This is a genomic window from Cedecea sp. (assembly GCF_036500665.1).
GTDB lineage: Bacteria > Pseudomonadota > Gammaproteobacteria > Enterobacterales > Enterobacteriaceae > Cedecea.
Genome location: NZ_DASYBS010000061.1, coordinates 43,727 through 69,060, shown reverse-complemented (window position 1 = coordinate 69,060; position 25,334 = coordinate 43,727). Strand labels below are relative to the sequence as shown.

General features: G+C 57.8%; 24 protein-coding genes. 7 read left to right on the top strand and 17 right to left on the bottom strand.

Going from position 1 to position 25,334, the window contains the following annotated elements; translation table 11 throughout:
- Positions 1-270: 270 nt before the first annotated feature.
- From sctU to sctW, 11 genes are read right to left on the bottom strand one after another with little or no spacing between them, the layout of a single operon-like run.
- A complete protein-coding gene (sctU, locus tag VGM55_RS10075; RefSeq protein WP_331635378.1) occupies positions 271-1,353 on the bottom strand; it encodes a type III secretion system export apparatus subunit SctU in 1,083 nt (360 codons plus the stop codon).
- A 24-nt stretch (positions 1,354-1,377) separates the two neighbouring features.
- The gene (sctT, locus tag VGM55_RS10070; RefSeq protein WP_154185085.1) at positions 1,378-2,187 is read right to left on the bottom strand and encodes a type III secretion system export apparatus subunit SctT; all 810 of its coding nucleotides are present in this window, start codon (positions 2,185-2,187) and stop codon (positions 1,378-1,380) included.
- Positions 2,184-2,450, bottom strand: a complete 267-nt coding sequence (sctS, locus tag VGM55_RS10065; protein ID WP_038474312.1) for a type III secretion system export apparatus subunit SctS — start codon at positions 2,448-2,450, stop codon at positions 2,184-2,186. The genes sctT and sctS overlap by 4 nt, the downstream gene beginning before the upstream one ends.
- 6 nt (positions 2,451-2,456) lie before the next feature.
- Positions 2,457-3,122 (bottom strand): type III secretion system export apparatus subunit SctR, encoded by a 666-nt coding sequence (gene sctR, locus VGM55_RS10060; protein ID WP_154185084.1) that lies wholly within the window; start codon positions 3,120-3,122, stop codon positions 2,457-2,459.
- Positions 3,122-4,174, bottom strand: a complete 1,053-nt coding sequence (locus VGM55_RS10055; RefSeq protein ID WP_331635377.1) for a FliM/FliN family flagellar motor switch protein — start codon at positions 4,172-4,174, stop codon at positions 3,122-3,124. The genes sctR and VGM55_RS10055 overlap by 1 nt, the downstream gene beginning before the upstream one ends.
- Entirely contained in the window at positions 4,171-4,794 is a 624-nt protein-coding gene (locus tag VGM55_RS10050) for a type III secretion system HrpP C-terminal domain-containing protein (protein ID WP_154185082.1), read from the bottom strand. The genes VGM55_RS10055 and VGM55_RS10050 overlap by 4 nt, the downstream gene beginning before the upstream one ends.
- Entirely contained in the window at positions 4,791-5,258 is a 468-nt protein-coding gene (locus tag VGM55_RS10045; RefSeq protein WP_331635376.1) for a type III secretion protein, read from the bottom strand. Before VGM55_RS10045 ends, VGM55_RS10050 begins: the two co-directional genes overlap by 4 nt.
- Entirely contained in the window at positions 5,242-6,609 is a 1,368-nt protein-coding gene (gene sctN, locus VGM55_RS10040; RefSeq protein WP_414648238.1) for a type III secretion system ATPase SctN, read from the bottom strand. The genes VGM55_RS10045 and sctN overlap by 17 nt, the downstream gene beginning before the upstream one ends.
- Complete coding sequence (locus VGM55_RS10035; RefSeq protein ID WP_154185079.1) at positions 6,603-7,550, bottom strand: FHA domain-containing protein; 948 nt, start codon at positions 7,548-7,550, stop codon at positions 6,603-6,605. Before VGM55_RS10035 ends, sctN begins: the two co-directional genes overlap by 7 nt.
- Positions 7,551-7,561: 11 nt before the next feature.
- A complete protein-coding gene (gene sctV, locus VGM55_RS10030) occupies positions 7,562-9,658 on the bottom strand; it encodes a type III secretion system export apparatus subunit SctV (protein WP_331635374.1) in 2,097 nt (698 codons plus the stop codon).
- 27 nt (positions 9,659-9,685) lie between these two features.
- On the bottom strand, positions 9,686-10,861 hold the full coding sequence (gene sctW, locus VGM55_RS10025; protein ID WP_154185077.1) for a type III secretion system gatekeeper subunit SctW: 1,176 nt from the start codon (positions 10,859-10,861) through the stop codon (positions 9,686-9,688).
- A gap of 261 nt (positions 10,862-11,122) precedes the next feature.
- Between sctW and VGM55_RS10020 the strand changes: the two genes are divergently transcribed.
- Together VGM55_RS10020 and VGM55_RS10015 are read left to right on the top strand one after the other, a co-directional pair.
- Positions 11,123-11,716: an RNA polymerase sigma factor gene (locus VGM55_RS10020; protein WP_154185076.1), complete on the top strand. Its 594-nt coding sequence runs from the start codon at positions 11,123-11,125 to the stop codon at positions 11,714-11,716.
- Positions 11,717-11,762: 46 nt separating this feature from the next.
- Positions 11,763-13,253 (top strand): histidine kinase, encoded by a 1,491-nt coding sequence (locus VGM55_RS10015; RefSeq protein WP_331635373.1) that lies wholly within the window; start codon positions 11,763-11,765, stop codon positions 13,251-13,253.
- Here VGM55_RS10015 and VGM55_RS10010 read toward each other — a convergent pair.
- Entirely contained in the window at positions 13,231-13,863 is a 633-nt protein-coding gene (locus VGM55_RS10010) for a response regulator transcription factor (protein WP_331635372.1), read from the bottom strand. The two genes, VGM55_RS10015 and VGM55_RS10010, sit on opposite strands and share 23 nt — an antisense overlap.
- A 287-nt stretch (positions 13,864-14,150) precedes the next feature.
- Here VGM55_RS10010 and VGM55_RS10005 point away from each other — a divergent pair, with 287 nt between their 5' ends.
- From VGM55_RS10005 to ybiB, 4 genes are all read left to right on the top strand, one after another.
- Entirely contained in the window at positions 14,151-15,494 is a 1,344-nt protein-coding gene (locus VGM55_RS10005; RefSeq protein WP_331635371.1) for a hypothetical protein, read from the top strand.
- Positions 15,495-15,496: 2 nt separating this feature from the next.
- Positions 15,497-15,895, top strand: a complete 399-nt coding sequence (locus VGM55_RS10000; protein ID WP_154185072.1) for a CesT family type III secretion system chaperone — start codon at positions 15,497-15,499, stop codon at positions 15,893-15,895.
- A gap of 329 nt (positions 15,896-16,224) precedes the next feature.
- Complete coding sequence (gene dinG / locus VGM55_RS09995) at positions 16,225-18,384, top strand: ATP-dependent DNA helicase DinG (protein ID WP_331635370.1); 2,160 nt, start codon at positions 16,225-16,227, stop codon at positions 18,382-18,384.
- A 14-nt stretch (positions 18,385-18,398) separates the two neighbouring features.
- On the top strand, positions 18,399-19,367 hold the full coding sequence (gene ybiB, locus VGM55_RS09990; RefSeq protein ID WP_154185070.1) for a DNA-binding protein YbiB: 969 nt from the start codon (positions 18,399-18,401) through the stop codon (positions 19,365-19,367).
- 129 nt (positions 19,368-19,496) lie between these two features.
- Here ybiB and ybiJ read toward each other — a convergent pair whose 3' ends face one another.
- On the bottom strand, positions 19,497-19,757 hold the full coding sequence (gene ybiJ / locus VGM55_RS09985; RefSeq protein WP_154185069.1) for a DUF1471 family protein YbiJ: 261 nt from the start codon (positions 19,755-19,757) through the stop codon (positions 19,497-19,499).
- Positions 19,758-20,119: 362 nt separating this feature from the next.
- On the opposite strand from ybiJ, the gene VGM55_RS09980 reads away from it, so the two are divergent.
- A complete protein-coding gene (locus VGM55_RS09980) occupies positions 20,120-20,953 on the top strand; it encodes a helix-turn-helix domain-containing protein (protein ID WP_154185068.1) in 834 nt (277 codons plus the stop codon).
- A 33-nt stretch (positions 20,954-20,986) separates the two neighbouring features.
- On the opposite strand, the gene VGM55_RS09975 is transcribed toward VGM55_RS09980, so the two are convergent.
- The 4 genes from VGM55_RS09975 to mcbA all read right to left on the bottom strand — a co-directional run bounded on the left by VGM55_RS09975 (position 20,987) and on the right by mcbA (position 25,167).
- On the bottom strand, positions 20,987-22,429 hold the full coding sequence (locus VGM55_RS09975) for a leucyl aminopeptidase (protein ID WP_154185067.1): 1,443 nt from the start codon (positions 22,427-22,429) through the stop codon (positions 20,987-20,989).
- Positions 22,426-23,394 carry a N(4)-(beta-N-acetylglucosaminyl)-L-asparaginase gene (locus tag VGM55_RS09970; RefSeq protein ID WP_331635369.1) on the bottom strand — a complete coding sequence of 323 codons (969 nt, stop codon included), beginning with the start codon at positions 23,392-23,394 and terminating at the stop codon, positions 22,426-22,428. Before VGM55_RS09970 ends, VGM55_RS09975 begins: the two co-directional genes overlap by 4 nt.
- Before the next feature lie 6 nt (positions 23,395-23,400).
- Positions 23,401-24,708: a PTS cellobiose transporter subunit IIC gene (gene celB / locus VGM55_RS09965; protein ID WP_331635368.1), complete on the bottom strand. Its 1,308-nt coding sequence runs from the start codon at positions 24,706-24,708 to the stop codon at positions 23,401-23,403.
- 201 nt (positions 24,709-24,909) lie between these two features.
- Positions 24,910-25,167: a DUF1471 family periplasmic protein McbA gene (gene mcbA / locus VGM55_RS09960; RefSeq protein ID WP_154185064.1), complete on the bottom strand. Its 258-nt coding sequence runs from the start codon at positions 25,165-25,167 to the stop codon at positions 24,910-24,912.
- Positions 25,168-25,334 lie beyond the last annotated feature (167 nt).

The window sequence follows — 25,334 nt, the reverse complement described above, 5'->3', positions numbered from 1 at the left end:
AGAGCGATCGTCGGGAACGAATCGCGAACGACCCCGACTGTTTGGGTGATAGCCGGTGGGTTTACCGCTTCAGCGGCGATGAGCTCGCCGGGCGCCGGGGCTGTTCGGGGGATGGCGTTATCCCCCGGACACGTTCACCGTTATCTGAACGTGCAGGGGAAACAAATGTATGAGTGAACGGAATAACTGCGGAGCGAAAGATATCTCCTGGATGATTCACAAGTTAAATGTGACTAAAACAGAGCACGAAGGAAGGGGCGATCCCCCCCATTACCCCTCAAACTCAATCGTCTCACCCTTCAGGCGGCCCTCAAGCTTGCGCAGCAGGCGGTAAATAGCGGCCACCGCTTTTAGCGTGTCGCGCGGAATATAGGCGCCTTCTTCGGTGGTGCGGTAAAGATTACGCGTGAGCCAGACGTAGCGCACCACCGGGATATTGGCGGCATGGGCCAGTTTAATCAGCGCTTTGGCGTCTTCGTCCTGGGCTTTAAACAGCAGCACCGGCAGCGGCGTTTCGTCCGGGAGATAGCGCAGACCCACGGCGAAGTGCGTCGGGTTTACCAGCAGAACGTCGGCTTTTTCCATCTCCTGCGGGGTGACCTTTTTCGCCGGCGCGTTGAGAATTTCGTGGGCCACGTGCTTGCGGTGGCCTTTGGTGTGCGGGTCGCCTTCCATTTGCTTATATTCGTTTTTCACGTCCTCGTGGCTCATGCGGTTCTGCTTGAGGAAGAAGTATTTCTGCAGCGCGAAGTCGGCCACCGAAAACACCAGCATGACGCCAACGATGGTGTGGGCGAGGGTTTCCAGCATCGCCACGCCCGCGTGCCAGAAGCCGTCCAGCGTGCCGCCTGACAGATTGGCCATTTGCGACAGGCGAGGCTTGATCAGCAGCCAGAACACCACTGAAAGGGTGATGGCCTTCAGCAGGCTGTTGAGGATCTGAATAAACTGCTTCACCGAAAACATCTCTTTGAATTTATTCAGCGGGTTTAGCGCCTCGAGCTTCGGGGCCAGCGCGGCGATGGCAAACAGCGGGCCAAACTGGATCCAGCCCGCGGCGATGCGCAACAGGATAACGGTGCCCACCGTCATCATAAAAAACACCCCAACGGTCAGCAGCGCCGCGCCGCCCACTTCCCCTAAGGCCTGGCTGAACGGGCTGCTCAGGCGCTGCAGCGGCAGGATCATCAGCGACTGCAGTTTCGCCATGCTGGCTTCCATCATCGAAAAAATAAGCTGCAGCACGCCAAACATGATCAGCAGCTTGGGAATGTCCTGGCTCTGGCTGACCTGGCCTTTTTTACGGGCTTCCTGAAGCTTGTGGGGGCTGGCCTTCTCTGTTTTTTCACTCACGGTTTGGCACCCTCCGAAGCGGCGTTACCAGGTGGTTTGACGGGCAGGCAGAATATCCGCCAGATGGGGGATCATGTCGCGCAGGGTGCTGAACTGATGGTCGGCAAAATACTCGAGCGTGGGCAGATAAAAGATGAAGAACAGCAGCCCGGCGATGCATTTTAGCGGCACGGTCAGCACCGTGGCCTGCAGCTGTGGGCTGTAGATGCTGAGCACGCCCACGGCAAAGTCGAGAAACAGCAGCAGCAGCACCAGCGGGCCCGCGTACAGAATAGTGTCGACAAACATCTGCTTCACCTGGGCGAGGAATACCAGGAAACCCTGCTCGCGGAAGTCCGGTAGCCAGCTGTCTACCGGCCACAGCCGATAGCTGTCCCAGATAACCTGGGTGGCGAGGGACAGGCCAAAGTTGACGATAAGCACCATCATCGACCACTGTAAAAGCATATAGCCGAGCGGCGTTTCGTCGGCGCCCAACGCCGGGTTAAGCTGGCCGCCGCTGAGCGCGCCGCGCTGGTTATCAAACAGCACGCCAACCGACTCAAACAGCCAGAAGGGCAGCGCCAGCAGGTAGCCGAGGAAAATGCCCAATACGACTTCTTTGAGCATCATGGCGACAATACCCCACGGGGTATGCGGGGCATGGGTCAGCATCGGGACGATGGTGGGCGTCACGAAGAGCGCCAGCGGCACGACGATCGCCGTGCGGATCATGCCTTTCAGGGCGGAGAACGCAAACAGCGGCGTCAGCAGAACGCAAGGGTAGATGCGGGCTATCGCCAGCCCGAGCGACAGCATGCCGTTGAAGAGGGGCGTCAGTTCAGCGGCAATCATCGCAGGGTTCCGGAGGCGGCCATCATAGTAAAGGCCGATTGCGCCAGCTCAACCATCTGCAGGCCAATCCAGCGGCCGCTCAGGGCAAGCGTGGTACCAACCGCCACCAGCTTGATGGCGAAGGGCAGGGTCTGATCCTGGAGCTGAAACACCGCCTGCAGCAGAGAGACCACAATGCCTACCAGCACGGCCACCACCAGCGGGGGCGCAGAGAGCACAACCACCATCAGTACCGCCTGCTTAAACATGTAAATCATGTCCATAACGCCTCACATATAGCTGTAGAACAGGCCATCCAGCAGGCGTGTCCAGCCGCTCACCATGACAAAAAGCAGGATTTTGAGCGGCAAAGAGATGGTCATCGGCGACACCATTTGCATCCCGAGCGCCAGCAGTACGTTGGAGACAATCAAGTCCACCACAAGAAACGGAATAAAGATTAAAAAGGCAATTTTGAAGCCGTTTTGCAGCTCCGACAGCACGAAAGAGGGGATCAGGATCAGCAGGTTGTCGCGCTGGTGCACAATCTTCTCCGACAGATCTTTAGGCCACATGCGCTGGCTGTTTTCCATCAGGTGCGTTTCCAGATCCGGGTCGCTATTACGCAGCATAAAGTCGGTCAGCGGCTTAATGCCGTACTGCAGGCTGTTCTCTAAGCGCTCGGCGCTGGTGGTGTCGAGGGGCTTCTCCTTAAAGCGGGTTTGCATGCCGTCAAACACCGGCGCCATCACAAAGAGCGTGGCGGCAAGCGCGATGCCATAAAGCGCCATGTTGGGCGGTGTCTGTTGCACCCCGATGGCGTTACGCGTCAGCATCAGCACCATTGAAATCTTGAGAAAACTGGTGGTTATCATCAGCAGCAGGGGCAACAGTGAAATAGCCCCCAGCAGGATGGCCAGCGCGAGCGGATTAAAGGAGCTGATATTCTCGGCCATCAGACGGGTTCCATGGCCGTACCTGTCTGGCGAAGCATGCGTGTCACCTGGAAGCCTAGCGTGCCGTTGACATCGACCAGCTCTCCTTTGGCTAACAGGCTGTTGCCGTGACAGAGCAGCGCCTCGCCCGGCGCCACGTGCTGCACCAATACCGTTGAGCCGGTATCCAGCTGCTGCAGCTCGCCGAGCGTCAGCTGCAAATTGCCGCAGCGGATGGTCAAATCCAGTGCCAGATCGTCGAAACTCCCCCGTGTCGTCTGCCATTCCCCGGCGGGTACAACGTCTTCGCCGTCCTGCTGTTCGTGGTACTCCAGGGGGGCGTTCGGGTAAGTCATGGTTAGCTCCTCGCTAAACGTAATGTGTAGTAAACCTCTGTGAGTCGTTTCGCTCGCCAGTTCCAGCTGAACCTGAAATTGTCGCCGTGCCAGCGGCATCACGCCGAGCCCTTCCGGTGAGAAAAAGGCTTCCGTCGGCATCAGTAAATCGCCGACGGCCAGAGCGCGGGCGAAGCCCGTCGAAAGCTGGAGTTTGCCGACGGTCAGCGGCAGCTGGAGGGGGAGCTCAGGGTTAAGCGGCATGCTCTGTCGCTGCCAGCCCGCGAACTGCGTGAACTGACGCAGCGTGGCCCAGGAGAGGGACAGCAGCGTGCCGGCACGCTCTTCGCCGAGGCTGACCTCAAGGCGTAGCGTGATATCCGGTTTTTCCTGCTCTTCGGCCGGCTGCAGAAATTCAAATAACCCGGCGAGCTGAGGGCTGAGCTGCTGGCTGAAATAGCGCCAGTACCAGGCATTGTCTTCGGTGGAGACGCCCGGCAGCGCCGGGCAGTCGGCCATTAGTCCCAGCACAGGCAGCGGGTCGCTAAATATCAATAATCCTGCCGCACAGTGAAAAGTTTCAGCCTGCGCAGCCGATTGCATTGCCGCCGATGAGGGCAACAGGCGAAGCGCACCTGAAACGCCTTCAAGGAAGAAAGGCAGCAGCCAGCCGCTGCCGATCCAGCGTCGCAGCCGGGCTTCGTCCGGTGACTGAGCGGCGAGCGTCAGCCGTTTCATACCGCCTCCCGGCGCTTAAAGCGCAGACGCACTTTTTTCCCCATGCGGCCGCTGAGCGAGCCCTGTCCGTCGTGTTCAAAGCCGCGAACCTTGTCCCAGACCTGGGCGGAAAAGCCGAGTGCAATATCCAGCACATCGCCGTTGGCCGGGGTTACCTGAGCCACAACCTCTCCCAGATCCGGCAGCAGCAGGCTAAAACGGGCGGGCAGGCTTTCCTGCTGTTCAATGCCCTGCACCAGGTGCGACTCCAGCAGTGCCTGCAGGGCGGAGGCCTGCGATTCACTGGCCTGCTGCGGCTGGTCGGTGCCGCCCAGCGAACCGTCGAACAGGTTCAATGCAAGTACCGGCATCAGCGGCGCTGGCTCATCATCAGACAGTAAATCGCTAAACTCTTTTTCATCCCGCGACAGTTTCTGCCGATCGCTGGCCCGGCTAAAAGCAGACGTGCTGCGAGCGGGCATCTGCGGCCTGGCGGGTGCGTTACTCGCCGGCGTCTGCGGCGCGCGAGGTGCTGGCCCCTGAGGTGCATTATCAGGCGGGTGATGCGGCTGCGGAGCCGGATGGGATTGTTGCCAGAGTCTTGGCTGCGGATGGGCGGTTTTTAGCGCGTGATGGATCATAAGGCGTTCCCCTGATGTTGATTGAGCAAATACTCCATTTTTTCGATGTCCCGCTGGCAGCGCTGCACGGCCAGCTGCGCGTCGTTCAGGCGCGCCTGCTGCTGCTGCACTTCTTCTTGCAGCCTGTGCGTGTGCTGAATTTGTTGGATAACGCCCGCGTGGTTGGTTTTTTCAACGTCCAGCGTTTTCCGCAGGTCGTTAAGTGGCCGGGTAATGCCCGCATGCCGGGGGACAAAATCATTGCGCAGCTGCAGATAGCCGATTTTTTTCTCTTCCAGCAATTGATTACCTTCTTCAACCGCCGCCTGGCAGCGCTGAAGCTGCTGCTCGAGCTGGCGCTGCTCGCGTTCGCAGTGGCGTAATCGCCGCCGCCGGATAGGCAGCAGGGTATTCAATACCTGCTCCAGGGCGACCAATTGCGGGTCAGGGGAGTGCGGGGTTTCGACATCAATATGACGGCGCACAGGCGATCGCCTCCTGCAGCTGCTGGCGGGTAGCAATAAAGTCGCTTGGCGCGTGATTTGCCTGGCGCAAAAACGCGTTAATCGCCGCCTGAGACTGTACGGCGGCGTCGGTCATCGGATCGTTGCCCGGCTGGTATTCGCCGAGGCGGATGAGCATTTCGACCTGCTGATAAGCCGACATCATCTGGCGCAGCGTGCTGGCTTCGGCAATGTGTTCGCGCGGCACCACGTTGCTCATGGTTCGGCTCAGGCTCGCCAGCACGTCGACGGCGGGATAGTGGCCGCGCTCCGCCAGGCGGCGGGTTAAGACAATGTGCCCGTCGATCAGCGAGCGGACTTCGTCGGCCACGGGATCGTTCATTGAGTCCTGCTCAATCAGCACCGAATAAAGGGCGGTGATGGCGCCGCGCGACGTTTTCCCGGCGCGTTCAAGCAGCCCCGGCAGCAGGGTATACACCGACGGCGGCAGCCCGCCACGGCCAGGCGGTTCGCCGAGCGCCAGGCCGATTTCACGCTGGGCGCGAGCAAAACGCGTCAGCGAGTCGATAATCAGCAGCACGTTTTTACCTTTATTGCGAAAGGCTTCTGCGATGGCCGTGGCGGTAAACGCAGCACGTGCGCGCTCCATGCTGCTGCGGTCGGAGGTGGAGCAGACCAGCACGGTGCGGGAGCGCAGTTCGGCATCCAGCTCGTGATCCAAAAATTCGCGGAGCTCACGACCACGCTCGCCGATGAGGCCGAACACGATGGCATCGCACGGCGTGTTGCGCGCCATCTCGGCGAGCAGGGTGGTTTTGCCGCAGCCCGCCCCCGCGAAGACGCCCACGCGCTGGCCCACGCCAATCGTCAGGACGCCGTCAATGGAGCGGATGCCGGTGGGCAGCGGGGTATCAATGCGCGGCCTGTCCGTGGGCGGTGGCGCATCGCCGAGCACGCCACGGGCGTCAGGTGTTTCACTGGCTAAGGCAAATGCGGAGAGGCTCTCTTCGTCAATGGCGCGGCCAAACCCGTCCAGCACGCTGCCGAACAGGCTGTCCGACACGCGAATAGAATGGGGCTGAAACAGCGGCGTGACCCGCGCGCCCTGGGCAATACCGTCCAGCGGCCCCAGCGCGGAAAGCAACGTATGGCGCGGATTAAAGCCGACAACTTCAGCCATCACTTCGGTGCCGCCGCTGCGGCTGATAAGACACAGATCGCCGATGCGCGCCTGCGGCAGGCTACTTTCCAGCAGAATGCCGCTGATGCCGGTGATGCGGCCGTGGGCGCTGACGGCGGAAAGCTGGTTAAGCGAGCGGTGGCGCTCAGCAAACCAGCTATTGAGGTCGTTCTGAAAGCGCCCCATTACCATTTCACCGCGATGTTTTCCTTGCCGCCAAACTGCACGCTGTCGGCGGTAATGCCGGTCAGGCGCAGGCCGTTACGTTCGTCCCCCACAAACAGGCGCTGCCCGTCCTCGGTCACGATGTTCGCGTGCGGCCCTGAGGTGATTTGTACGATATGGAACGGCAGCACGGCCTCGCGCACTTTGGTCTGGTTGTTGAGCGCTATCTTCAGCTGATAATCGCTGCGGATGCTGTCCACCATGCGGCCGACAATCGGCAGCTGATTTTCCTGCAGGTCGCCGGTCAGCGTAATGCCTTGCGGCGTGCTGGTGAGCTGCACCTTGTTATAGAGTTCTCGCTCACGTAGATCCTGCTCCAGCACGCTGCGCAGTTCGTTGCTGTTGGCGATAGCCGGTTTGATTTGCGGCTCTTCGTCGCTGTTTTGCTGGGCGATACCGGGTTGGAGCACCCAGCTGAAGATGGTAAACGTCAGCAGCATCAGGCTGGACAGGGTGAAGATTTGCGCCCAGCGCGGTAGAATTTTTGCCAGCAGCGAGCGGCGCACGGCGGGGGCCGGTTTGCTTTGTGTCCCCCCGATTGGCTCACGCGCTGCACAGGCCGGTTCGCTCTGGCTCGCAACGGGTAAAGGCGGTGGCGGCGGGCGGTTATCCCATTCTTGATCGGCGGCGGCAAGCGTTAGCCAGACGCCGCCGACGGCGAAGATTTCACCCGGCTGCCATAACTGCTGTTCGCTCAGGCGCTCGCCGTGGCGATGGCAAACTGTGCCTTCCATCGGCGTTAGCACCCAGCCTTCGGCGCTGCGGCTGAGTAGGGCATGGCTGGCTTTCACTCCGCCATCGCTGAGCTGCAAATCGCTGTCAGCCGCGTTGCCCAGCTGCCAGCGTTCACCGCTCAGCGGCAGCGCCGCGCCTTCATGTAATCCGTTTAATACTCTCAGCTCATACATGGCAGCACCCTTTAGGCAGTGAAAGCGTCAAGCGCGTTCTCGTGAATATCAATGCGTCCCAGCACGTTGACCGGCAGATTAAACTGCAGCTCGGCGAAGGAGAGCACCGGGACGTGATGGAATTCGTCCTGGATAAGCAGGCGCAGCGGGCTGCGTAAGTCCTGTGCTGAAAGCAGCACGCTGGTTTGCCGCTGGAACAAAGGGAACACTTCCCGCAGCTGCTCCAGCAGCAGAGCATGTTTGTCCTGGCTGAGGGCGAAGAACGTTTCGTTCTGCGTCTGGCGCAGGCTGTCGCGCAGGATCTCTTCGGTCTCCGGCGTCAGTAACCACACCTGCATCCCGCCGTCGTGGCTGTACTGGTGGCAGATGTGCTCTTTAATATCGATTCGCACCTGGTCGACCAGCAGGCCCACATCCCGCTCGTGCTGGCCGTGAACAATCAGTGATTCGGTGATGCTGCGCACCGAACGCAGCGAAATACGCTCGGCCACCAGCCGCTGTAGCACGGCGCTCAGGCGGGTTATCGGGAAGGTGCGCTGGAATTCCTGCGCCAGCTCCGGCAGATCCATCTCCAGCCACGAGATAATGGCGCGGGTTTCCTGCAGGCCGATAAAGCGCGGGCCGCTGGCAAAGAGGGCTTCTTCCATGCGGGCCAGCAGCAGCTGGTGTGAACTCCAGGATTCCATCTGGTATTTATCCAGCAGCGGGTCGTTTTCTTCCAGCCACGCCCAGCCTTTTTCCTGCGGATAGCTTTCGGTACTGAGCGCGGTGCCGGTTTCCTCCTGCGCCAGCAGGCGGGAGTCCAGCGCTCGCCTATTAGGCGTAAAAGTGCCAATCACTTTAGGCACTTCGTAGACCAGAAAACGGAACTCGTCGTCGGGCTGGTACGGTGAAAAATCGATGTTAAACACCGGCAGGGTGAAGCCGTACTGGTTCACGATCCGGTTACGCAGGCGGCGAATATCTTCGATAAGCGCCATTGCCGCCGGATCGCCGGCACGAGCGGATGAGAAGCTGAGGACAAACAGGCGGCTGGGGTTGAAGGTACGAATATCTTCTTCGCCGTTGGCTTCCGGGGCGACAATCTCACCGCCGGTGCTGGTGGCCGCCGCGCGCCTGGCTCGCCATAGCTGGAACAGCCCCGAACTCAGGGCAATGACCCCCAGCACGATAAACACCAGCGTCGGCATCCCAGGCAGCAGGCTGAAGCAGAACATGCCGATGGCGGACATTATCCAGGCTTTAGGCTGGTTGGTGAGCTGGTCGCTTATCTCGCGGCCAATGTTGTTGTCCGGGATGTCCTCGTTCGCCGACACGCGGGTGATCATCATCCCGGCGGTCAGGGAGATAAGCATCGCCGGGATCTGGTCAATCAGGCCGTCGCCGATGGTCAGAATGGAGTAGACATTGGCGGCGTCGCCCGCGGCCATGCCCAGCTGCAGCACGCCAATGCAGAAGCCGCCGACCATGTTGATGCTGAGGATCACAATCCCGGCAATGGCGTCACCTTTAACGAACTTCATGGCGCCGTCCATCGCCCCGAACAGCTGGCTCTCTTTCGCCAGATCCTCACGCTTACTCTTTGCCTGCTGGACGTTAATCAGCCCGGCGCGCAGGTCGCTGTCGATGGACATCTGCTTGCCCGGCATGGCGTCGAGGGTAAAGCGGGCGGCCACCTCGGCGATACGCTCTGAGCCTTTGGTGATCACCAGGAAGTTCACCACCGTCAGGATCAGAAACACCACCAGCCCGACCGCAAGGTTTCCGCCGACCACAAAGTTGCCGAAGGCGGTGACGATATGCCCGGCATTTTGCTGCAGCAGAATTTGGCGCGTGGTGGAAATCGACAGCCCGAGGCGGAACATGGTTGTCAGCAGCAGCACCGCCGGAAACGTGGTGAACGCCAGCGGCTTGGGCAGATACATCGCCGTCATGATAAGCAGGCACGAGACGCTGATGTTGACGGCAATCAGCACGTCAATCAGCCCCAGCGGCAGCGGGATGATCAGCATGAACACCACCGCCAGCGCGATGAAAGCTCCCACCACTTCGGAGCGTTGCATGGCGGTAATCGCCAGGCGGTTGAGAAGGTTAAACAGCGTGTTCATTGTCTTTTCAATCCTGATGAAGTCCGTTTACTGCGCCAGCTGGCTGCGTTTTTCCCACGCGGCGTACTCGCCGTTCAGGGTGCGCAGCAGGAGCAGAGCGTTGTTGCGGGTGTCATCGTTGCCGCCCCAGATTTTTTCCGGCAGCGCCTGAAGCAGCGTCAGCAGTCCGTTGAAAAAGAGCGATTGCTGCAAAGGTTTTTCGCCCACAACCTGCAGACCAAGCTGGGTGAGGTCGCGTGAATAAAAGCCGTTGCGGCACATGCTGAGCAAAGAGCGGGTCATCACGTCGGCGCCCATCGTGACGTGGGCGTATTTGCTCTTCAGGCGGTCGAGGAACTGGGCGACTTCCGACAGCGTGTGGGTGATGGCGCGGGTATCGTTCAGCCCGGAAAGCAGGCGGCGCAGGGCCGTCGGCGGCGCGGAAGGGGCCAGCGCGGCGATATCATCCGAAAGCGCACGCTGCAGAGTCCGCAGCGCCGGCACAAAGCCGTCGACGCCAAACTTGTCCAGCAGCACGTCCATGATGTTGTCGGCGGACTGCTGGTTGATGACGCCGCTGTAGTAAAGCTTGCGCATTTCGCGCTTCTGCCCCGGGTCGCTGCTGAAGGCGGCAATCGCCGGGGCGGTATTCACCCCCGCGTTAATTTTTTCCGGGTGCTGTTGCTGAAGTTCGGCCAGCATGCGATCGACGTGCGCCGCCAGCGCCGGGTTGCTGCCGTTGCGCAGGCGCATCGCCATCAGGCTGAGGGTGACAAATGCCGAAGCCGGATCGTTATTGGCCTGTTCCAGCAGATCTTCGAGAGTGGCGGTTTTCCCGCCTGAACCTGACAGCAGATGCTCAAATGCGGATTCTTGCGCGGCCTGATCTTTCCCCGACGGGCTTTCCAGCAGGCGGCCAAGCTCGACAAGGTGGGTAACCTTGATGGCCGCCACGGAGACGCGGCGCTGCTGGGTACCCTGCGTGCGCTGCTCCTCATGCTTGATTTTCTGCTCGATGCTTTCTGCAAAGGCTGACGCCATCGACTCCTGCGCCGCACCGGGCCGCTGAGGCGCGGGCGCTGCACGAGTGGCGGATGACGCGCTGCTCGCCGCGCTTTTGTCATTGTTGGTGTCATTAATCAGTTCATCGACCAGCGCGTCCGCCTGTTCGGTTTCAAGACGCAGATTATGGTGATGGTGATGCTGGGGAATTCTCATGTTCATTGCGGAGTGCCTTACCCGATTCGCCTGTCAATGTGTGGGTTAAGGCCTTGGGAGGTTCCCCGCTAATAAAAAAAATTCTGCCGCTGCCGGTTGTGTAAAAAGTTGCACAAACCGTCTTTCCGACTGTGTGTGTTCTTACTCATATTATTCCGAGTTGAAAGTTTTAAATTAATAAAATCAAACTATTATGTTGTTTATTTTCGCTGGCATGGCGCTTGCTAAAGGACGAACTCCTGAATCTATTCAAAAAAGGTGTTCACTATGTCAGCCATGTTTGATTTCGAATCACAGGTTTTTCCGGAAGTGCAGCCGGCTTTTGAGTCCAACGTTGTGCAGGGCGAGTTTCCGGTGGTTAACTGGGAGCGTGTTATGCGCGACAACGAACAGCGTCTGTACAATTTTATTCGTAAACGCGTGGCAAACTTTGCCGATATAGAAGACCTGGTGCAGAACACCTGGTATGAGGTGATCCGCAATAAGCATAAATTTTGCGGATCATCGCGTCCGGAAACCTGGATGTTCGGGATTGCGGTGAACCTGGTGAAGAACCACTACAAATCGGTCAAGGTGAGCTACCTGCACGATGAATTAAACGAGGATGTGCTCGGAACGCTTGTGCATTCCGATCGGCCGGAAGGGGTGGCAGAGGGCAAAGATATTTTGTCGAAAGTGTTACAGCGTATTGCGCAACTCCCTGAAGAGTATCAACAATTGTTACAATTGATTGTCGATAACGACATCAGTTATCAGGAAGCGGCTGACCGGATGACGATTCCGATCGGCACCGTTCGCTCCCGTCTTTCCCGTCTACGGCAGTCCCTAAAACAGGATCTGGGATGGGATAGCCTTAGCTGAGCCTGCGGGCGCTTCGGTATTCCCTGAACGAGAAGAATAATAACCTATGAAACAAGACGGCGGGCCGCAACCACGGCCCAATGATTATCCGGAATTGCTGAGCGCCGCTTTCGATAGCATGCGCGAGCTGGTTTTCATCGTTGACAGGGATTTCAATATTATTTTCGCTAACCATAAGGCGCTTAGCCTTTGTCAGCCGTCGGAGGTCAGTAAAGCCAATGCCGGGCTGCTGGTAGGTGAAAATATTTTCACCCGCCTGCGAGGCTACGGCGATCTGCCGCTGCTCGCGGTGGTTGAACAGCAGCTGGAGCAGCCGGAACACTCGCTGTACGGCGATAAAATTAACGCCCGGTTTCATGCCTCGCCTGACCTAGTGATTCCGGTGGAGGTTTGCCCGAGCCGCTTTGCGTATCAGCAGCAGAACTGGGTAATGATGGTGGTGTGTGATACCCGCTATCGCAACGACATTCATCGTTTTTACTACGACCGGGAGAATGAGCTTCGTGACATTCTCGATAACGTGCCGGATGCGATTTTGCGCGTAGACAGCGAACAACGCCTGCTCTACGCCAACGAAACGGCGCTGCAGTGCATGCCAAAAAGCGCGGCGGCTATCGGCCTGAAGATGAATTTGCTTATCGGTGACTCGACGCTAATGGAGCAGATTAACTGGTCGCTGCAGCTGGTGTTGCGTAAACACATTCAGCTCGAAGCCGTGCTGCATGGCGTTCGCTCCGACTCACGGGTGGCAAGGATTTATCAGGCGCGCTTTATTCCTGAATTCACGCTGCAGCAGACGTTGAAGTCGGTGCTGGTGATTGCGCGTCCGGCCTCCCGGCAGTATTTTGCCGAACAGCAGGTGCGGCAGACTCACGAGCAGCTACGGCAGATGACCCAAAAGATGCAAAGCAGCGTCGAGAACGAACGCAAGCATATGGCGCGGGAAATTCACGATGAGTTGGGGCAGCATCTTACGTCGCTGCGGGTGGGGATTTCCCTGCTTGGCCAGAACCACCCCGCGCTCCAGCACGAAGTTGAGCCTTTGACCCAGCTGGTGGATGGCACTATCAAAGTGGTGCGTGATATTGCTACCCAGCTGCGCCCGGCGGTATTGAATATGGGGTTGAAGCCCGCGCTTATCTGGCTGCGGGATCAGTTCAATAAACACCGTACTGGCGTGTGTACATTAACTATTCAGCCGCTGCCGGTGTCGCTGTGTGACGATGAGGTCACCGCGATTTTCCGCGTAGTGCAGGAGTCGCTGACTAACGTTCAGCGGCATGCAAAAGCGCGTGAGGTTGAGGTTAACGTCCTGACGCGAGGCAAAGTTGTGCTTATCTGTATCAATGACGACGGTCAGGGGTTCGACACGAGCCTTGTCTCTGACCGCGCATTTGGGCTATTGAGCATGCGGGAACGCTGCATGATGAAGGGCTGGACGTTTAACATCCACAGCGCGCCGGGCAAAGGGAGCTGCGTGCATATCGAGATCCCTTATACCCAGCCGGGCACGGCTAAAGTTTATGATAGCGAATAGCAAACTTAATGATGTCGGCGTTGTTGTCGAACTGCATTTTTTCCATCATGCGGGTCTTATGGGTGCTGACCGTTTTATTACTGATGTTCAGCGCTTCAGCAATACCGTTGATGTTCTCGCCGCTGCTCAGCAGGCGCAGGATCTGTTTTTCCCGCTGGGATAGTGTGGCATAGCGGCGCAGCTGGTCGTTTTCCTGGGTCGAAAAGACAATCGCTTCCGCAAGCGAAGGATCAATATAGCGCTGGCGGCCTGCCACGCGATGGATGGCGTGCAGCAGCGTTTGGGGGGCCTGGTCTTTAGTAATGAACCCGTGGGCGCCGCTGGCGAGGACCATCTGGGCGATTTGTGGCTCATTATGCATACTTAATACCAGTATCGGCAGCATAGGCCACAGCCTGCTTATCTGCTGCACCAGCTCCGGCCCCGAGTCGCCGGGCATGGAGAGATCGAGCAGCAACACGTCAACATCAATTTCTGTGAGTAGCGATAGTACCGTTTTGCCACAGCCCGCTTCCGCCACCACTTTAATTTTCTTATCCAGTGAAAAAATTTGTTTCAGTCCCTCGCGCATCAAAATGTGATCGTCCGCGAGGAGGAGTCTGATTGCCATACCGTCTGTCATCCATAATTTATAGTTATTAAATTGTTCATTTTTATAAAAATAATTATCGCGCACGAATTGCCAAGACGCGTGATAAATGAACATAGCAGCCTCGCCGCGGCGAATCTAGCTTTGCCGGAGGCGATAAAGGTTGCAGCTTGTTACACGTTTCACCGGGAACCGGCTTCGTCAGCGCGTCACTTACGCCACGAACAGTAAAATCTCAGGGGGCAGGAACCTGAGCGCCGCGCTCTCCACTTAACCTGTTGAGTCAACAACTAAAGTGGGGATAAATCATGCCGTTAAACAGCGTTGATACCAGCTTGCGGGTCGATCCTGGCCTGCTAAGCGGTAACTCGAATCGACGGGTTTCCATGCGCATTGCGCTGGAGCCCAATAACAATCAACACTACGATCGTGCCGTCAACGTCTCGGCTCGCCAGGCGGACGCGCTCTATTATGCCAATAAGGCGATAGACGACACCTGGCGCATCCTGGATATGGGGTCGGGCAACCAAAAGAACCATGTTCGCGCCACGATAGGGGAGTCCTATAAGCGAACGCTTTTGTCGCAGAAGGCAACGGGCAGCGGGGATTACACCGTCCGTGCCTGGGAAGCCTCGAAGTTTCGGGCGGGTAACTGCGGCGAAATGGCGGCGGTCAATGCGCTGCTGCTGGCAAACTCCCGCGTCAAACAGCCGGTTTCCGTGGTGCACAACCGCGACGTAGACCATGCTTTCGTCATAATCGGCGACCCTCGCGCCGACAGCAAATCCATCGTCTCCGATCCCTGGTCGGAGTTTGGCCGCGCGATGCGGCTGAAGGACGCGAAATTCGGCGATACGTTTCACGTGCTGCAAACCTTCCAGCCTGGCTACAGGGACGATGACGTGCGTGAGAAGCTGCTACGCGGTGAGAAAGCGACGCAGGCCGAGGTGGATAAAGCATTCCGCAAGGCGGCACCAAAACTGGCCAAATTAAGCCCGGAGCAGCTTCGCGACTCGGTGGTTGCCGGGCCTGGGTATGTTCAGCGCCACGCCTCTAATAACCTGGGCGTTCAGTACGACGGGGTAGACAGCCGCGGCGTAGTACAGCATTTTGACCAGTCGCTGTCCGTTGGGCAGCTGCGTTCCCGCATGAGCGGGCCTCAGGCAGCGGCAGAAGCACACCAGCGTGGGGCGCCAGCGCCGACGTTCAGCAGTCACGATCGTCCTCGGCAGCGCACGGAATCCTTTGTCGCAGAGTCTTCCTCTCGCGGCCGTCGTTCACGAACGGCATCAAATGCGGTACCGCCCGCAGCGCCTCGTCGTCGGGCAAACTCCGTCGACGTTCGTCCAGCGCCGATACCTGGTTATGCGCCACCGCCACCGCCGCCGGGAAATATGTACAGCACTATCCCGCTTCCGGCTTCCGGGCCCGCCTTTAACTACGGCCCGCCGCCCGCGGCCACACCGGCGTACAGCTACGGACCTCCGCCGATGCATACACATCCCCCCATGCACGGCATGAATAGCCGGCCGGTTTACCGCGAGCCGCCGGTTATTCCACCCGACGTTTACGGCACCGCGCCAGCGCCTGCCCGAACGCGCACCCGTTCTAACTCCGTGACGGCCGCTTTCCGGCGAATTTTAGGTAACTAACGATGCCAGCACCTTCAAAACTAGCGCAAATTTTACAGCCGCTGCTGACCGATGATCTGGGGCAAAGAGCCGAGCTGGAGAGCGCCGAAGGCTATTCCGTGGACCTGCGTGAAGGCGTGACGCTGGAAATTAGCGAGTCTCCGGTTGGGCATCTTTTGCTGAGCTGCGTGCTGCCCGTTCAGCCGACCCGGCTTAGCGACACCGAAACGCTTTCGATGCTGCTGCAGGCAAACCTGTTGGGGATGGATTACCCGCCGGTGCTCACCGGGCTGCTGCCTGAGCAGCAGCAGGTTGTGCAGTGGAGTAGCCTGCCGTTCCACCAGCTCGAGCCGGAAGTGTTAAAGCGGCTGTTTAACCGCTTTGCGCTGCAGGCCGAAAAGCTGGCCGCCTGGTTGGTTTAAAAGCGATTATCACGTTTTAACCGCTCGCGGGCGGTTAAAACGTTTTCCGGAATGCGTCACCCAGAAGAGGAAAAAACGCTATGGTCAGGGGCGTAAAAGTGAAACAATAGTGGCTGTTTATACAGTGTCTCGACATACTTCGAGCCACAGGCGCGTTGGCATCACTCGCTCACCCCCAGTCACTTACTTTAGTCATCTCCTGGGGATCCCCGAGCTAGCGGCCTTTACTCGGTTTACCTCGCCCCATTGGGGCCAGCGTTATACGCTGTTCAAAAAGGCGTTGGCCTTTTTGTCTGCAACTCGAATTATCTAGAGAAAGAAGTGATGTTATGGCTTTGTCGTCGGCGCAAAAAGCGCAAATCGGTGCCTGGTATAAGGCGTTACAGCAGCAGATCCCGGATTTTATTCCGCGAGCGCCTCAGCGGCAGATGATAGCCGAGGTGGCGAAGACCCTCGCCGGCGAGGAAGGGCGGCATCTGGCTATCGAAGCGCCGACCGGCGTCGGCAAAACACTCTCTTACCTGATTCCCGGCATTGCTATCGCCCGGGGAGAGCAAAAAACGCTGGTGGTCAGCACCGCCAACGTTGCGTTGCAGGACCAGATTTACAGTAAAGACCTGCCGCTGCTGCGTAAAATTATCCCCGATCTAAAGTTTACCGCCGCCTTTGGGCGTGGGCGCTATGTCTGCCCCCGCAACCTGGCTGCGCTGGCGACCGACAACTTTACGCAGGGCGATCTGCTGGCATTTCTCGATGATGAGATGGCGCCTACCAGCAAAGCCGAGCAGCAGCGCTGCGCCAAACTTAAAGCCAGCCTCGACGGCTATAAATGGGATGGGCTGCGCGATCATATCGACGAGGCCATCGACGATGACCTCTGGCGGCGGCTAAGCACCGATAAGGCCAGCTGTCTGGGGCGGAACTGCCATTGGTACAAAGAGTGCCCGTTCTTTGTGGCACGCCGCGAAATCGACGAAGCGGAAGTGATAGTTGCCAACCATGCGCTGGTGATGGCGGCGTTGGAAAGCGATGCGGTGCTGCCGGAAGCTAAAAACCTGCTGCTGGTGCTGGATGAAGGGCATCATCTGGCGGATGTTGCCCGCGACGCGCTGGAGATGAGCGCGGAGGTAACGCCGGGCCACAGCCGCCTGCAGCTAGACCTGTTCTGCAAGCTGGTGGAAACCTGCATGGCGCAGTTCCGGCCAAAAAGCCCGCCGCCGCTTACCGTTCCCGAGCGTCTGACCAATCACTGCGATGAAGTTTACGAGCTGCTGCAATCGTTTAACGCCATTGTCAGTCTGTGGCTGCCGGGCGAGCGGGAAGGGGAGCACCGCTTTGAGATGGGCGTGCTGCCCGAAGAGGTGATGGTCATTTGCCAGCGGCTGGTCAAGCTGATGGAGGCCCTGCGTAGCCTCTCTGAAGTGCTGCTGAACGATCTGAGTGAAAAAACCGCCAGCCATGACATCGTGCGCCTGCACCGGGCGCTGCTGCAGATGAACAGGGCGCTAGGCTTTTTTGAAGCACAGAGCAAGCTGTGGAAGCTGGCGGCGATGGAGCAGGCCTCCGGCGCGCCGGTATCGAAGTGGGTCACGCGTGACATCCGCGAAGGCCAGCCGCATCTGTACTTCCACTGCGTGGGTATTCGCGTTAGCGATCAGCTTGAGAAAATGCTTTGGCGCAAAGTGCCGCACGTTATCGTCACCTCCGCGACGCTGCGCTCGCTTAACCGCTTTGACCGCCTGCAGGAAATGAGCGGCCTGCGGGAGAAAGCGGGTGACCGCTTCATCCACCTCGACTCGCCGTTTAACCATATCGAGCAGGGTAAAATCGTGATTCCGAAGCTGCGTTTTGAGCCGCTGATGGAGCACGAGGCGCAGCATATTGCCGAGATGGCGGCCTTCTTTCGGGTACAGCTGGCACAAGGCGAGCACAAAGCAATGCTGGTGCTGTTTGCCAGCGGCCGGGCGATGCAGCAGTTTTTAACCCACGTCACCGACCTGCGCCTGATGCTGCTGGTGCAGGGCGATCAGCCCCGCTACCGGCTGGTTGAGCTGCACCGCAAGCGCGTTGAGGCGGGGGAAACCAGCGTGCTTATCGGCCTGCAATCCTTTGCCGAAGGGCTGGATCTGAAAGGCGAGCTGCTGACCCAGGTCCATATTCATAAAATTGCCTTCCCGCCGGTAGACAGCCCGGTTGTGGTTACCGAAGGGGAGTGGCTGAAGAGCCTTAACCGCTATCCTTTCGAGGTGCAGAGTTTGCCCAGCGCCTCTTTTAACCTGATTCAACAAGTTGGGCGTTTAATTCGCAGTCACGCCTGCTATGGTGAGATAGTCATTTACGACCGCCGCCTGCTGAGTAAACGCTACGGCGAGCGCCTGCTGGCCGCGCTGCCGGTGTTCCCGATTGAACAGCCCGACGCGCCGGAAGCGAAAGTGATAATAACGACGCCGAAACACACTGTACGGCGCAAACGTGTGAGCAAGAAATAGCAAGGAGAGTCTGAATGGACTATCGCAAAATCATTAAAGAAATTGGCCGTGGGAAAAACCACGCCAGGGATCTCGATTTTGACACCGCGCGCGGATTGTATAGCCATATGCTGAGGGGCGAAGTGCCCGACCTGGAACTGGGCGGCGTGCTGATTGCCCTGCGTATTAAGGGCGAAGGCGAAGCGGAGATGCTCGGTTTTTATGAGGCGATGAAGCAGCATGTTATTGCTCTAACGCCGCCGTCCGGCAAACCGATGCCGATTGTGATCCCTTCCTATAACGGCGCCCGCAAGCAGGCAAACCTCACGCCGCTGCTGGCGCTTCTGCTCAATAAGCTGGGTTATCCGGTCGTGGTGCATGGCGTAAGCGAAGATCCTGGGCGAGTGTTAACGGAGACCATCTTCACTTTGCTGGGTATTGAGCCGACCCGCCACGCCGGGCAGGCACAGGCAAAGCTTGAGGCTCATCACCCGGTGTATATGCCTATTAGCGCACTTTGTCCGCCGATGGAAAATCAGCTGGCGATGCGTTGGCGTATGGGCGTTCGCAACAGCGCGCACACCCTGGCGAAGCTGGCTACGCCGTTTGCCGAAGATACCGCGCTGCGTCTTGCCAGCGTTTCTCACCCGGAATATGTGCCAAAAGTGGCGAAGTTTTTTGCTGATATCGGCGGGCGAGGGCTGTTAATGCACGGCACGGAGGGTGAGGTGTACGCCAACCCGCAGCGCTGCCCGCAGATAACGCTAATTGACGGAAAGGGAACCCGCATCGTGAACGAGCGGCAAACCGAAAGCGGCGGCGAGGATCTGGTGCTGCCGTCTGGTAAAGAGCCGGATATTACCGCCCGCTGGATCGAGCGCTGCTTTGCGGGCGTGGAGCCGGTGCCGCAATCGCTGAAGATCCAGATGGCCTGCTGTCTGCTCGCAACGGGTGAAGTGCCGACGCTGGAGGCTGGCCTCGCGCGCGTTGCTGAAGTTTTCTGAACGACGAACAAAAAAAGCCCGCGACAGGCATCGCGGGCAAACAAGGGTAACATCAGGGTTAAACAAGGGTAGTGCTTCAAGGCCGATGAGGGTACCGGCCTCAATGAGGGTTAATGCTTTAGCGCGGTATTATTTGTAGATAACCGCGGTGCCACTCATACGGCCATCGGTATTGGCAGAAGTGATGGCGTAAGAGGTGGCGCCAGCCGCTTCAGCTTTAGCAGCCAGTTTAGCTTCCAGGCCGTCAAGGGTCGTTGCGCCGGTCACGGAGACTACGCCTACTTTGTTCAGATTTTGTGCCTGTGCTTCGGTGACGGATTGTGCAGCGAAAGCACCGAAAGACAGAGTAGAAAGAGCAATTGCAGCTACAGCATATTTGATGGTTTTCATGGCTAAATTCTCGCAGGTTGTTCTGTTAAGGTGACGTTGTTCCGTCGATGTGATTATGGTCACACTTTTGAGTGGAATAATAAATCGAAGAGAATTGACGACCTTAATCAAAAAAATTGAATTAGATATAACATATTGAAATAAATAGTGATTGCGGGGTAAATAGTTTCATGGTGTGACGTTAACCCTGGAAACACTTAGTTTGCGCACATTTTGCTACTCTTTTTGCCAGCGCTGGTCGTACCTGAGGTGCAATCGCTTGCGCAGGTTTTTCGGTGCGATGTAGCGCTTTTAGCGCTGCAACCTGGCGGGGGAGCTTTTATAATGTTGTCTTTCCTTTTCAACCCGATGGGTGAGGTTCGATGGAGATAAAGCTGCACTCCAACGCCACAACAACGCCGCGTACGCGCAAGTACATTCAGGAGTCCGAAAAAACGGACGGCGAGCTGGCGGAAGAGCTGAACATTTCCGTGGATACCGTTCGCCGCTGGCGCAAACGCGACGACTGCTACGATAAATCCCATCGGCCAAATACAATTCATCGTGCGTTGAGCCACGAGCAAGAGTCGATGCTGGTCTTCCTTCGTCTTCGTCTGGCGCTTTCGCTGGACGAGCTCCTTGAAGCCGCCCGCCTGCTAGTCCAGCAGGGGATCTCCCGCGCGAGCGTCAGCCGTACGCTGCAAAACTGGCAGCAGTCCCGCATGAGCAAGCCGGATCTCAACAAGACGCCGGGCCATTTTATGCTGGATACCTTCCCGCTGCCGGAGATCATTAGCCATAAGCAGGGAGAACTGCTGGTGTTCAGCGACCGTGTTTCCGGCTATATGGCCGTTGCGCTGCGGGAACGCGGCGGTGAGGGGATTGCTGATCCGCTGGTGGGGTTCTTGCGTGAAGGGCTTCCGCTTACCGTGCTTTCCTTAACCGCGAAACCCTGCACGCTCACGCAGAATCTTGCAGCGGTACTTGGCGTTCCTTTGTATGCTGCGCCGCAGGAAAGCTGGCTCGAAAAAGCCGGGCAGGGCAATTATCACCGCGAGCTGGATACGCTGTTAAACGGCGAGCGCTTCGATAAGCGCCTAGGGTTAGGCGCCGTGCTGCTCGAGTTCGAAGATCTGCTGAATAAGAGGATTATCCGCAGCCGGTTGAAAAACCTGACGCCGGAAGCGTGGCTGAAGCTCAATCATCCCAGGCGTTAAGCACCCGTTCGGGCATTTCAGATTGATGAAACGCTATTTTTCCTCACACAAAGACAGAAAATACTGCGTCAGTAAATGCGCCGGTCGGCCGCTGGCCTGGGTGAATTTACCCCGTGATAGCGCTGTGCCGCTGACGTCGAGATGCGCCCACGGACGCAGGTGGCAGAACTTGCTGAGGAACTGCGCGGCAGATACCGCGATAGCCGCGTTGTTGGGCGGCGTGTTGGTATAGTCGGCAATCGCGCTCTTCACCTGGCCGTCAAAGCTTTCGTCCAGCGGTAAAGGCCAGACGCGATCCTGCGTCAGGCTGCCCGCCTGCTGCAGGCGCTGGCTTAATGCTTCATTGTTGCTCATCAGCCCGGATATGTCGTAGCCCAGGGCTTTGACCACTGCGCCGGTCAGCGTGGCCACGTCAATCATTTCGGCGGGGTCAAAGCGCTCTGCGGCATAGCTAAGGGCGTCTGCAAGTACCAGACGCCCTTCGGCATCGGTGTTAATGATTTCCACGCTCACGCCCGCATGGGAACGCACGACGTCACCCGGCATCATTGCGCTACTGCCCGGCATGTTTTCCGCCAGCGCCATGACCGCAACAACGTTGAGGGGCAGGTTCAGGCGTTTAATGGTTTCCATCATGCCGAATACAACTGCCGCGCCGCACATGTCGTACTTCATTGTGCGCATGCCTTCGCCTTCCTTCAGCCACATCCCGCCGGTGTCGAAAGTTATCCCTTTACCGATCAGGGCATAAACCGGATCTTGTTCGGCAGCTCCCTGCCAGCTCAGCGTGACCAGCCGGGGAGGGTTAACGCTGCCTTTACCCGTGGCGTACAGGCAGCCAAGACCGTTTTCAAAAATGGCCTGCTCGTCGAGGATCTCGCAGGTTGTTTGCTGGTGCTGGCTGGCCCAGGTTTCCGCTCGCAGCGCCACATCCTGCGGCCGGCAGTCCAGCGCAGGCAAATCTGCAAGCTGACGGGAGAGCAGCATCCCGTGTGCAATGGCATCGGCCTGTAAAGCCAGGCGGCGTGCCAGCGCGTTGTTGGGTTCGGTAATCAGCCACAGTTCACCGTTACTTTGCTGTTGGTCCTGGCGATAACCCAGCTGTGGCAGCTGATAGAAACGGTTGAGTAGGGCAATTAACAGTGTGCGCAGGCGGACAAACGTGGTTTCATCCGCCAGATTAAAGCCTGCGAGATCCAGGGCGACAGGCTGTAAAATCGGAGCAGGCAGCAGTGTCTCAACGGCAGAAAGCAGCTGGCGAAGCACGGCTGGCTGGGTGACATAGGCAGACGGCAGCAGCGTCAGGCGCTCGCATATACCCTGTAAGCCAAAGGCGGTTGTTTGCGGCTCATCATAGGTAGACATCTCTTCCAGCAGGGGCTGGAGCGCGTTCGGCCAGCGGCTCAGGGAAGTATTCCACAAGATGAGATGAGCGCTGTTAAAGGCAGCGTCGGGTGAAACAAGCAGGCATTTCATTGGATAACCTCGGCGGTGATGCGCTGTTGGTACGCGTCCAGCCATTCACGATCTGCGGGGCGAATAACCGTGCGGTTGCCGTCCCTGGTGGTCAGGAACACTTCCGCAGGCTGTGCTGGCGTGGCGACGGAGAAAGAGAAGTTGTCGATGGTTGTGGCTGCGCCGTATTCGCCCCGGTTGTTCATGCAGACCACGGAGAGGTCGCCTGCGCGGCCATAGCGTGCCAGCAGTTTTGCTTCCAGGTCGTAAACCGCTGATTCAGCCGCTCGCTGCGGCGACATACCGCGTGCCATACGGCTGACTATCTCGTAGCTGATACAGCCTTTCATCAGATCTTCACCAAGACCAGTAGCGGTAGCGGCCCCCACTTCGCTGTCGGCATAGAAGCCGGAGCCGGATACCGGCGAGTCGCCAACCCGACCGGGGCGCTTCATGAACAAACCGCTGGTAGAGGTGGCCACCGACATTCTTTGCTGGCCGTCGAGCGCGATAACGCCCACGGTGTCGTGCCCGGTGTAGGGGCTTAACCCACGGTCCAGGGTTTCACACTTGCGCTTGAGATAATGATTATGCGCGCGTTCGGTTAGCATGGTTTTGCTTTCAAAGCCCCGGTCTTTTGCCCACGCTTCGGCTCCCTGGCCCACCATAAAACTGTTGAAGCGCTCTTCGCTGAGGGCTTTGGCGACCAGAATCGGGTTGGCAATATTTCTCACCCCGGCGACCGCCCCGAGGGCAAGGCTGGTACCGTCCATAAAAGCGGCGTCAAGCTCGACTTCGCCTCTTTCATTTGGCAGGCCGCCGAAGCCGACCGATTTATAGAAGGGGTAATCTTCCACGCATTTCACCGCGTGGACCACGGCATCACTTGCCGAAATGCCCTGCTGCAGCCGCTCTGCGGCTTCATTAATTCCTTCCCATGCCATACGCCAGGTGGCGATCGTTCCCCAGTTTGCTGATAACGTCATGTTTAACTACTCCGTGGCGGGTTTACGTGCAATCACCTGTGCCGGTGATTCATTGGCCCGGTACTGCCGATCGACAACTTTCAGGAACGGCAGATAAATCAGCGCCCCGATGCACAGGTTAATCAGTTGGATAACCGCGCCGCTCAGGTGCCCGGTAACAATGAAGCCGCTGAGTACCGGCGGCAGCGTCCAGGGGATATACACCCCGGTGGTGGTGGCCACCATGCCAAGGGACATGGCGATGTACTGCACCGTGACCAGCACGAGCGGCACGAGGTTAAAGGGGATCAGCATGATGGGGTTCATGATCACCGGCAGGCCAAACAGCACCGGCTCGTTAATGTTGAAAATGGATGATCCGACGGCCAGCCGCGAGACGTTTTTGATGTGCTGGCTGCGGGCGAACAGCAGCATAGCAATCACCAGAGACAATGTTGCCCCTGCGCCGCCCATCCAGATCATGTCGTAAAATTGTTCAGTCACCACATGTGGTGGCGGCATGCCGGCCTGCGTGGCCGCAAGGTTATCCATCTGGTTTTCCATCCAGAAGGGACGCAGGATGCCGTTGACCATCGAACCTGAGTTAATGCCCACCGACCACAGGCCGGTAATGCTGAAACAGGTAAACAGAGCGCCAATGTACGAGGTGCCGAAGTGGCGGATTGGGGTCGCCAGCACGTCATAAACGAACTGATGAATAGTGTGATAGTCAGTTTTGGCAAATAGCACGCGAACCGCCAGTGCAACGATCAGAATCAGCAGCGACGGAATCAGCGCGGCGAAGGATTTTTGTACCGCGGGCGGCACGCCGTCAGGCATTTTTATCACCCAATTCTGACGAAGCATCCAGGCAAACAGCTCCGTGCTGGCAAGCGCGCCCAGCATGGCGACGAACAGTCCTTTCGACCCCAGCCACTCCATCGGTATCAGATTGCCGATATCCGGGTGCTTAGCGAAGGGCGTAAGAATAAGAAAGCAGGAGAGAGACAAAATGCCGGAGGACATTCTGTCGATGTCATAGCGTTCTGCCAGCCGATAGGCCACCAGAAAGCTGATAAATACCGCCATCGTTGAGAAGATAGCGTTAAAAGGGATCTCAACGGTGGCTGACCAGCCCTCGCCAAAAATTGAGGCCATAAACTGCTGGTAGTGGGTGCTCGGGAATGACGAGATAACCAGCAGGATCGAACCCACGATAATAAACGGCATGAACGAGATATAGGCGTCGCGGATAGCACCGAGGTGGCGCTGCTGCGCCATTTTGGCGGCCAGAGGCATCAGCCGGGCTTCTAATGCGGCCATCAGGTTTTTCATTTTACCGCTCCGTAAGCAATCACAAGAGACAATTATTATGTTTCTCTACCTTAGTGATTGTTCGGCAGCAATAAAGTGAGTTAATTCACATATGAGCCATATAAGTATCATATGATTGCTTAAGTTATTGTTGGTTAAGCAGGGGAGTGGGTGCAATAAAAATGCCCTGCGGAGCAGGGCATGATGCTGGTGAGCTGAGGGCTATTTATAGATGGTCGCGGTGCCGTACAGGTGGTTATCGCCGCCTGCTGAGTTAATAACATAGCCGGTTGCACCCTGTTCTTTGGCTTTTTCGGCCAGTTTGGCCTGCAGATCGTCAAGGTTGCTTGCTTTGGCGGTTACGGTACCGACCGGGCGCAGCTGGCCAAGGTTTGCGTCACTCATTTCCTGGGCTGCCATGGAGGCAAAAGGCAGTGCAGCAAGAGAGATAACCGCAGAGAAATACAGCAGTTTTTTCATCTTTACATCCTCTTGAGCGTTAAGAGCGTAACACCTTTTTGTTGTCTGACAGTTACAGTCTAGTTCCCCTGTGGGCAGGCCATGACGCAAAAAATTGATGGAGTTGCGCTTGTTTTTTGAACGATAAAACTTGACCCTATGCTGACAAAAAAGCGACATTTATGTCG

What these genes read in the sequence shown, in the direction of transcription:
- sctT (WP_154185085.1), bottom strand. Translation starts at nt 2,187, where the DNA reads ATGATTGCCGCTGAACTGACGCCCCTCTTCAACGGCATGCTGTCGCTC.
- sctS (WP_038474312.1), bottom strand. Translation starts at nt 2,450, where the DNA reads ATGGACATGATTTACATGTTTAAGCAGGCGGTACTGATGGTGGTTGTG.
- sctR (WP_154185084.1), bottom strand. Translation starts at nt 3,122, where the DNA reads ATGGCCGAGAATATCAGCTCCTTTAATCCGCTCGCGCTGGCCATCCTG.
- VGM55_RS10055 (WP_331635377.1), bottom strand. Translation starts at nt 4,174, where the DNA reads ATGAAACGGCTGACGCTCGCCGCTCAGTCACCGGACGAAGCCCGGCTG.
- VGM55_RS10050 (WP_154185082.1), bottom strand. Translation starts at nt 4,794, where the DNA reads ATGATCCATCACGCGCTAAAAACCGCCCATCCGCAGCCAAGACTCTGG.
- sctN (WP_414648238.1), bottom strand. Translation starts at nt 6,609, where the DNA reads ATGGTAATGGGGCGCTTTCAGAACGACCTCAATAGCTGGTTTGCTGAG.
- VGM55_RS10035 (WP_154185079.1), bottom strand. Translation starts at nt 7,550, where the DNA reads ATGTATGAGCTGAGAGTATTAAACGGATTACATGAAGGCGCGGCGCTG.
- sctV (WP_331635374.1), bottom strand. Translation starts at nt 9,658, where the DNA reads ATGAACACGCTGTTTAACCTTCTCAACCGCCTGGCGATTACCGCCATG.
- sctW (WP_154185077.1), bottom strand. Translation starts at nt 10,861, where the DNA reads ATGAACATGAGAATTCCCCAGCATCACCATCACCATAATCTGCGTCTT.
- VGM55_RS10020 (WP_154185076.1), top strand. Translation starts at nt 11,123, where the DNA reads ATGTCAGCCATGTTTGATTTCGAATCACAGGTTTTTCCGGAAGTGCAG.
- VGM55_RS10015 (WP_331635373.1), top strand. Translation starts at nt 11,763, where the DNA reads ATGAAACAAGACGGCGGGCCGCAACCACGGCCCAATGATTATCCGGAA.
- VGM55_RS10010 (WP_331635372.1), bottom strand. Translation starts at nt 13,863, where the DNA reads ATGGCAATCAGACTCCTCCTCGCGGACGATCACATTTTGATGCGCGAG.
- VGM55_RS10005 (WP_331635371.1), top strand. Translation starts at nt 14,151, where the DNA reads ATGCCGTTAAACAGCGTTGATACCAGCTTGCGGGTCGATCCTGGCCTG.
- VGM55_RS10000 (WP_154185072.1), top strand. Translation starts at nt 15,497, where the DNA reads ATGCCAGCACCTTCAAAACTAGCGCAAATTTTACAGCCGCTGCTGACC.
- dinG (WP_331635370.1), top strand. Translation starts at nt 16,225, where the DNA reads ATGGCTTTGTCGTCGGCGCAAAAAGCGCAAATCGGTGCCTGGTATAAG.
- ybiB (WP_154185070.1), top strand. Translation starts at nt 18,399, where the DNA reads ATGGACTATCGCAAAATCATTAAAGAAATTGGCCGTGGGAAAAACCAC.
- ybiJ (WP_154185069.1), bottom strand. Translation starts at nt 19,757, where the DNA reads ATGAAAACCATCAAATATGCTGTAGCTGCAATTGCTCTTTCTACTCTG.
- VGM55_RS09980 (WP_154185068.1), top strand. Translation starts at nt 20,120, where the DNA reads ATGGAGATAAAGCTGCACTCCAACGCCACAACAACGCCGCGTACGCGC.
- VGM55_RS09975 (WP_154185067.1), bottom strand. Translation starts at nt 22,429, where the DNA reads ATGAAATGCCTGCTTGTTTCACCCGACGCTGCCTTTAACAGCGCTCAT.
- VGM55_RS09970 (WP_331635369.1), bottom strand. Translation starts at nt 23,394, where the DNA reads ATGACGTTATCAGCAAACTGGGGAACGATCGCCACCTGGCGTATGGCA.
- celB (WP_331635368.1), bottom strand. Translation starts at nt 24,708, where the DNA reads ATGAAAAACCTGATGGCCGCATTAGAAGCCCGGCTGATGCCTCTGGCC.
- mcbA (WP_154185064.1), bottom strand. Translation starts at nt 25,167, where the DNA reads ATGAAAAAACTGCTGTATTTCTCTGCGGTTATCTCTCTTGCTGCACTG.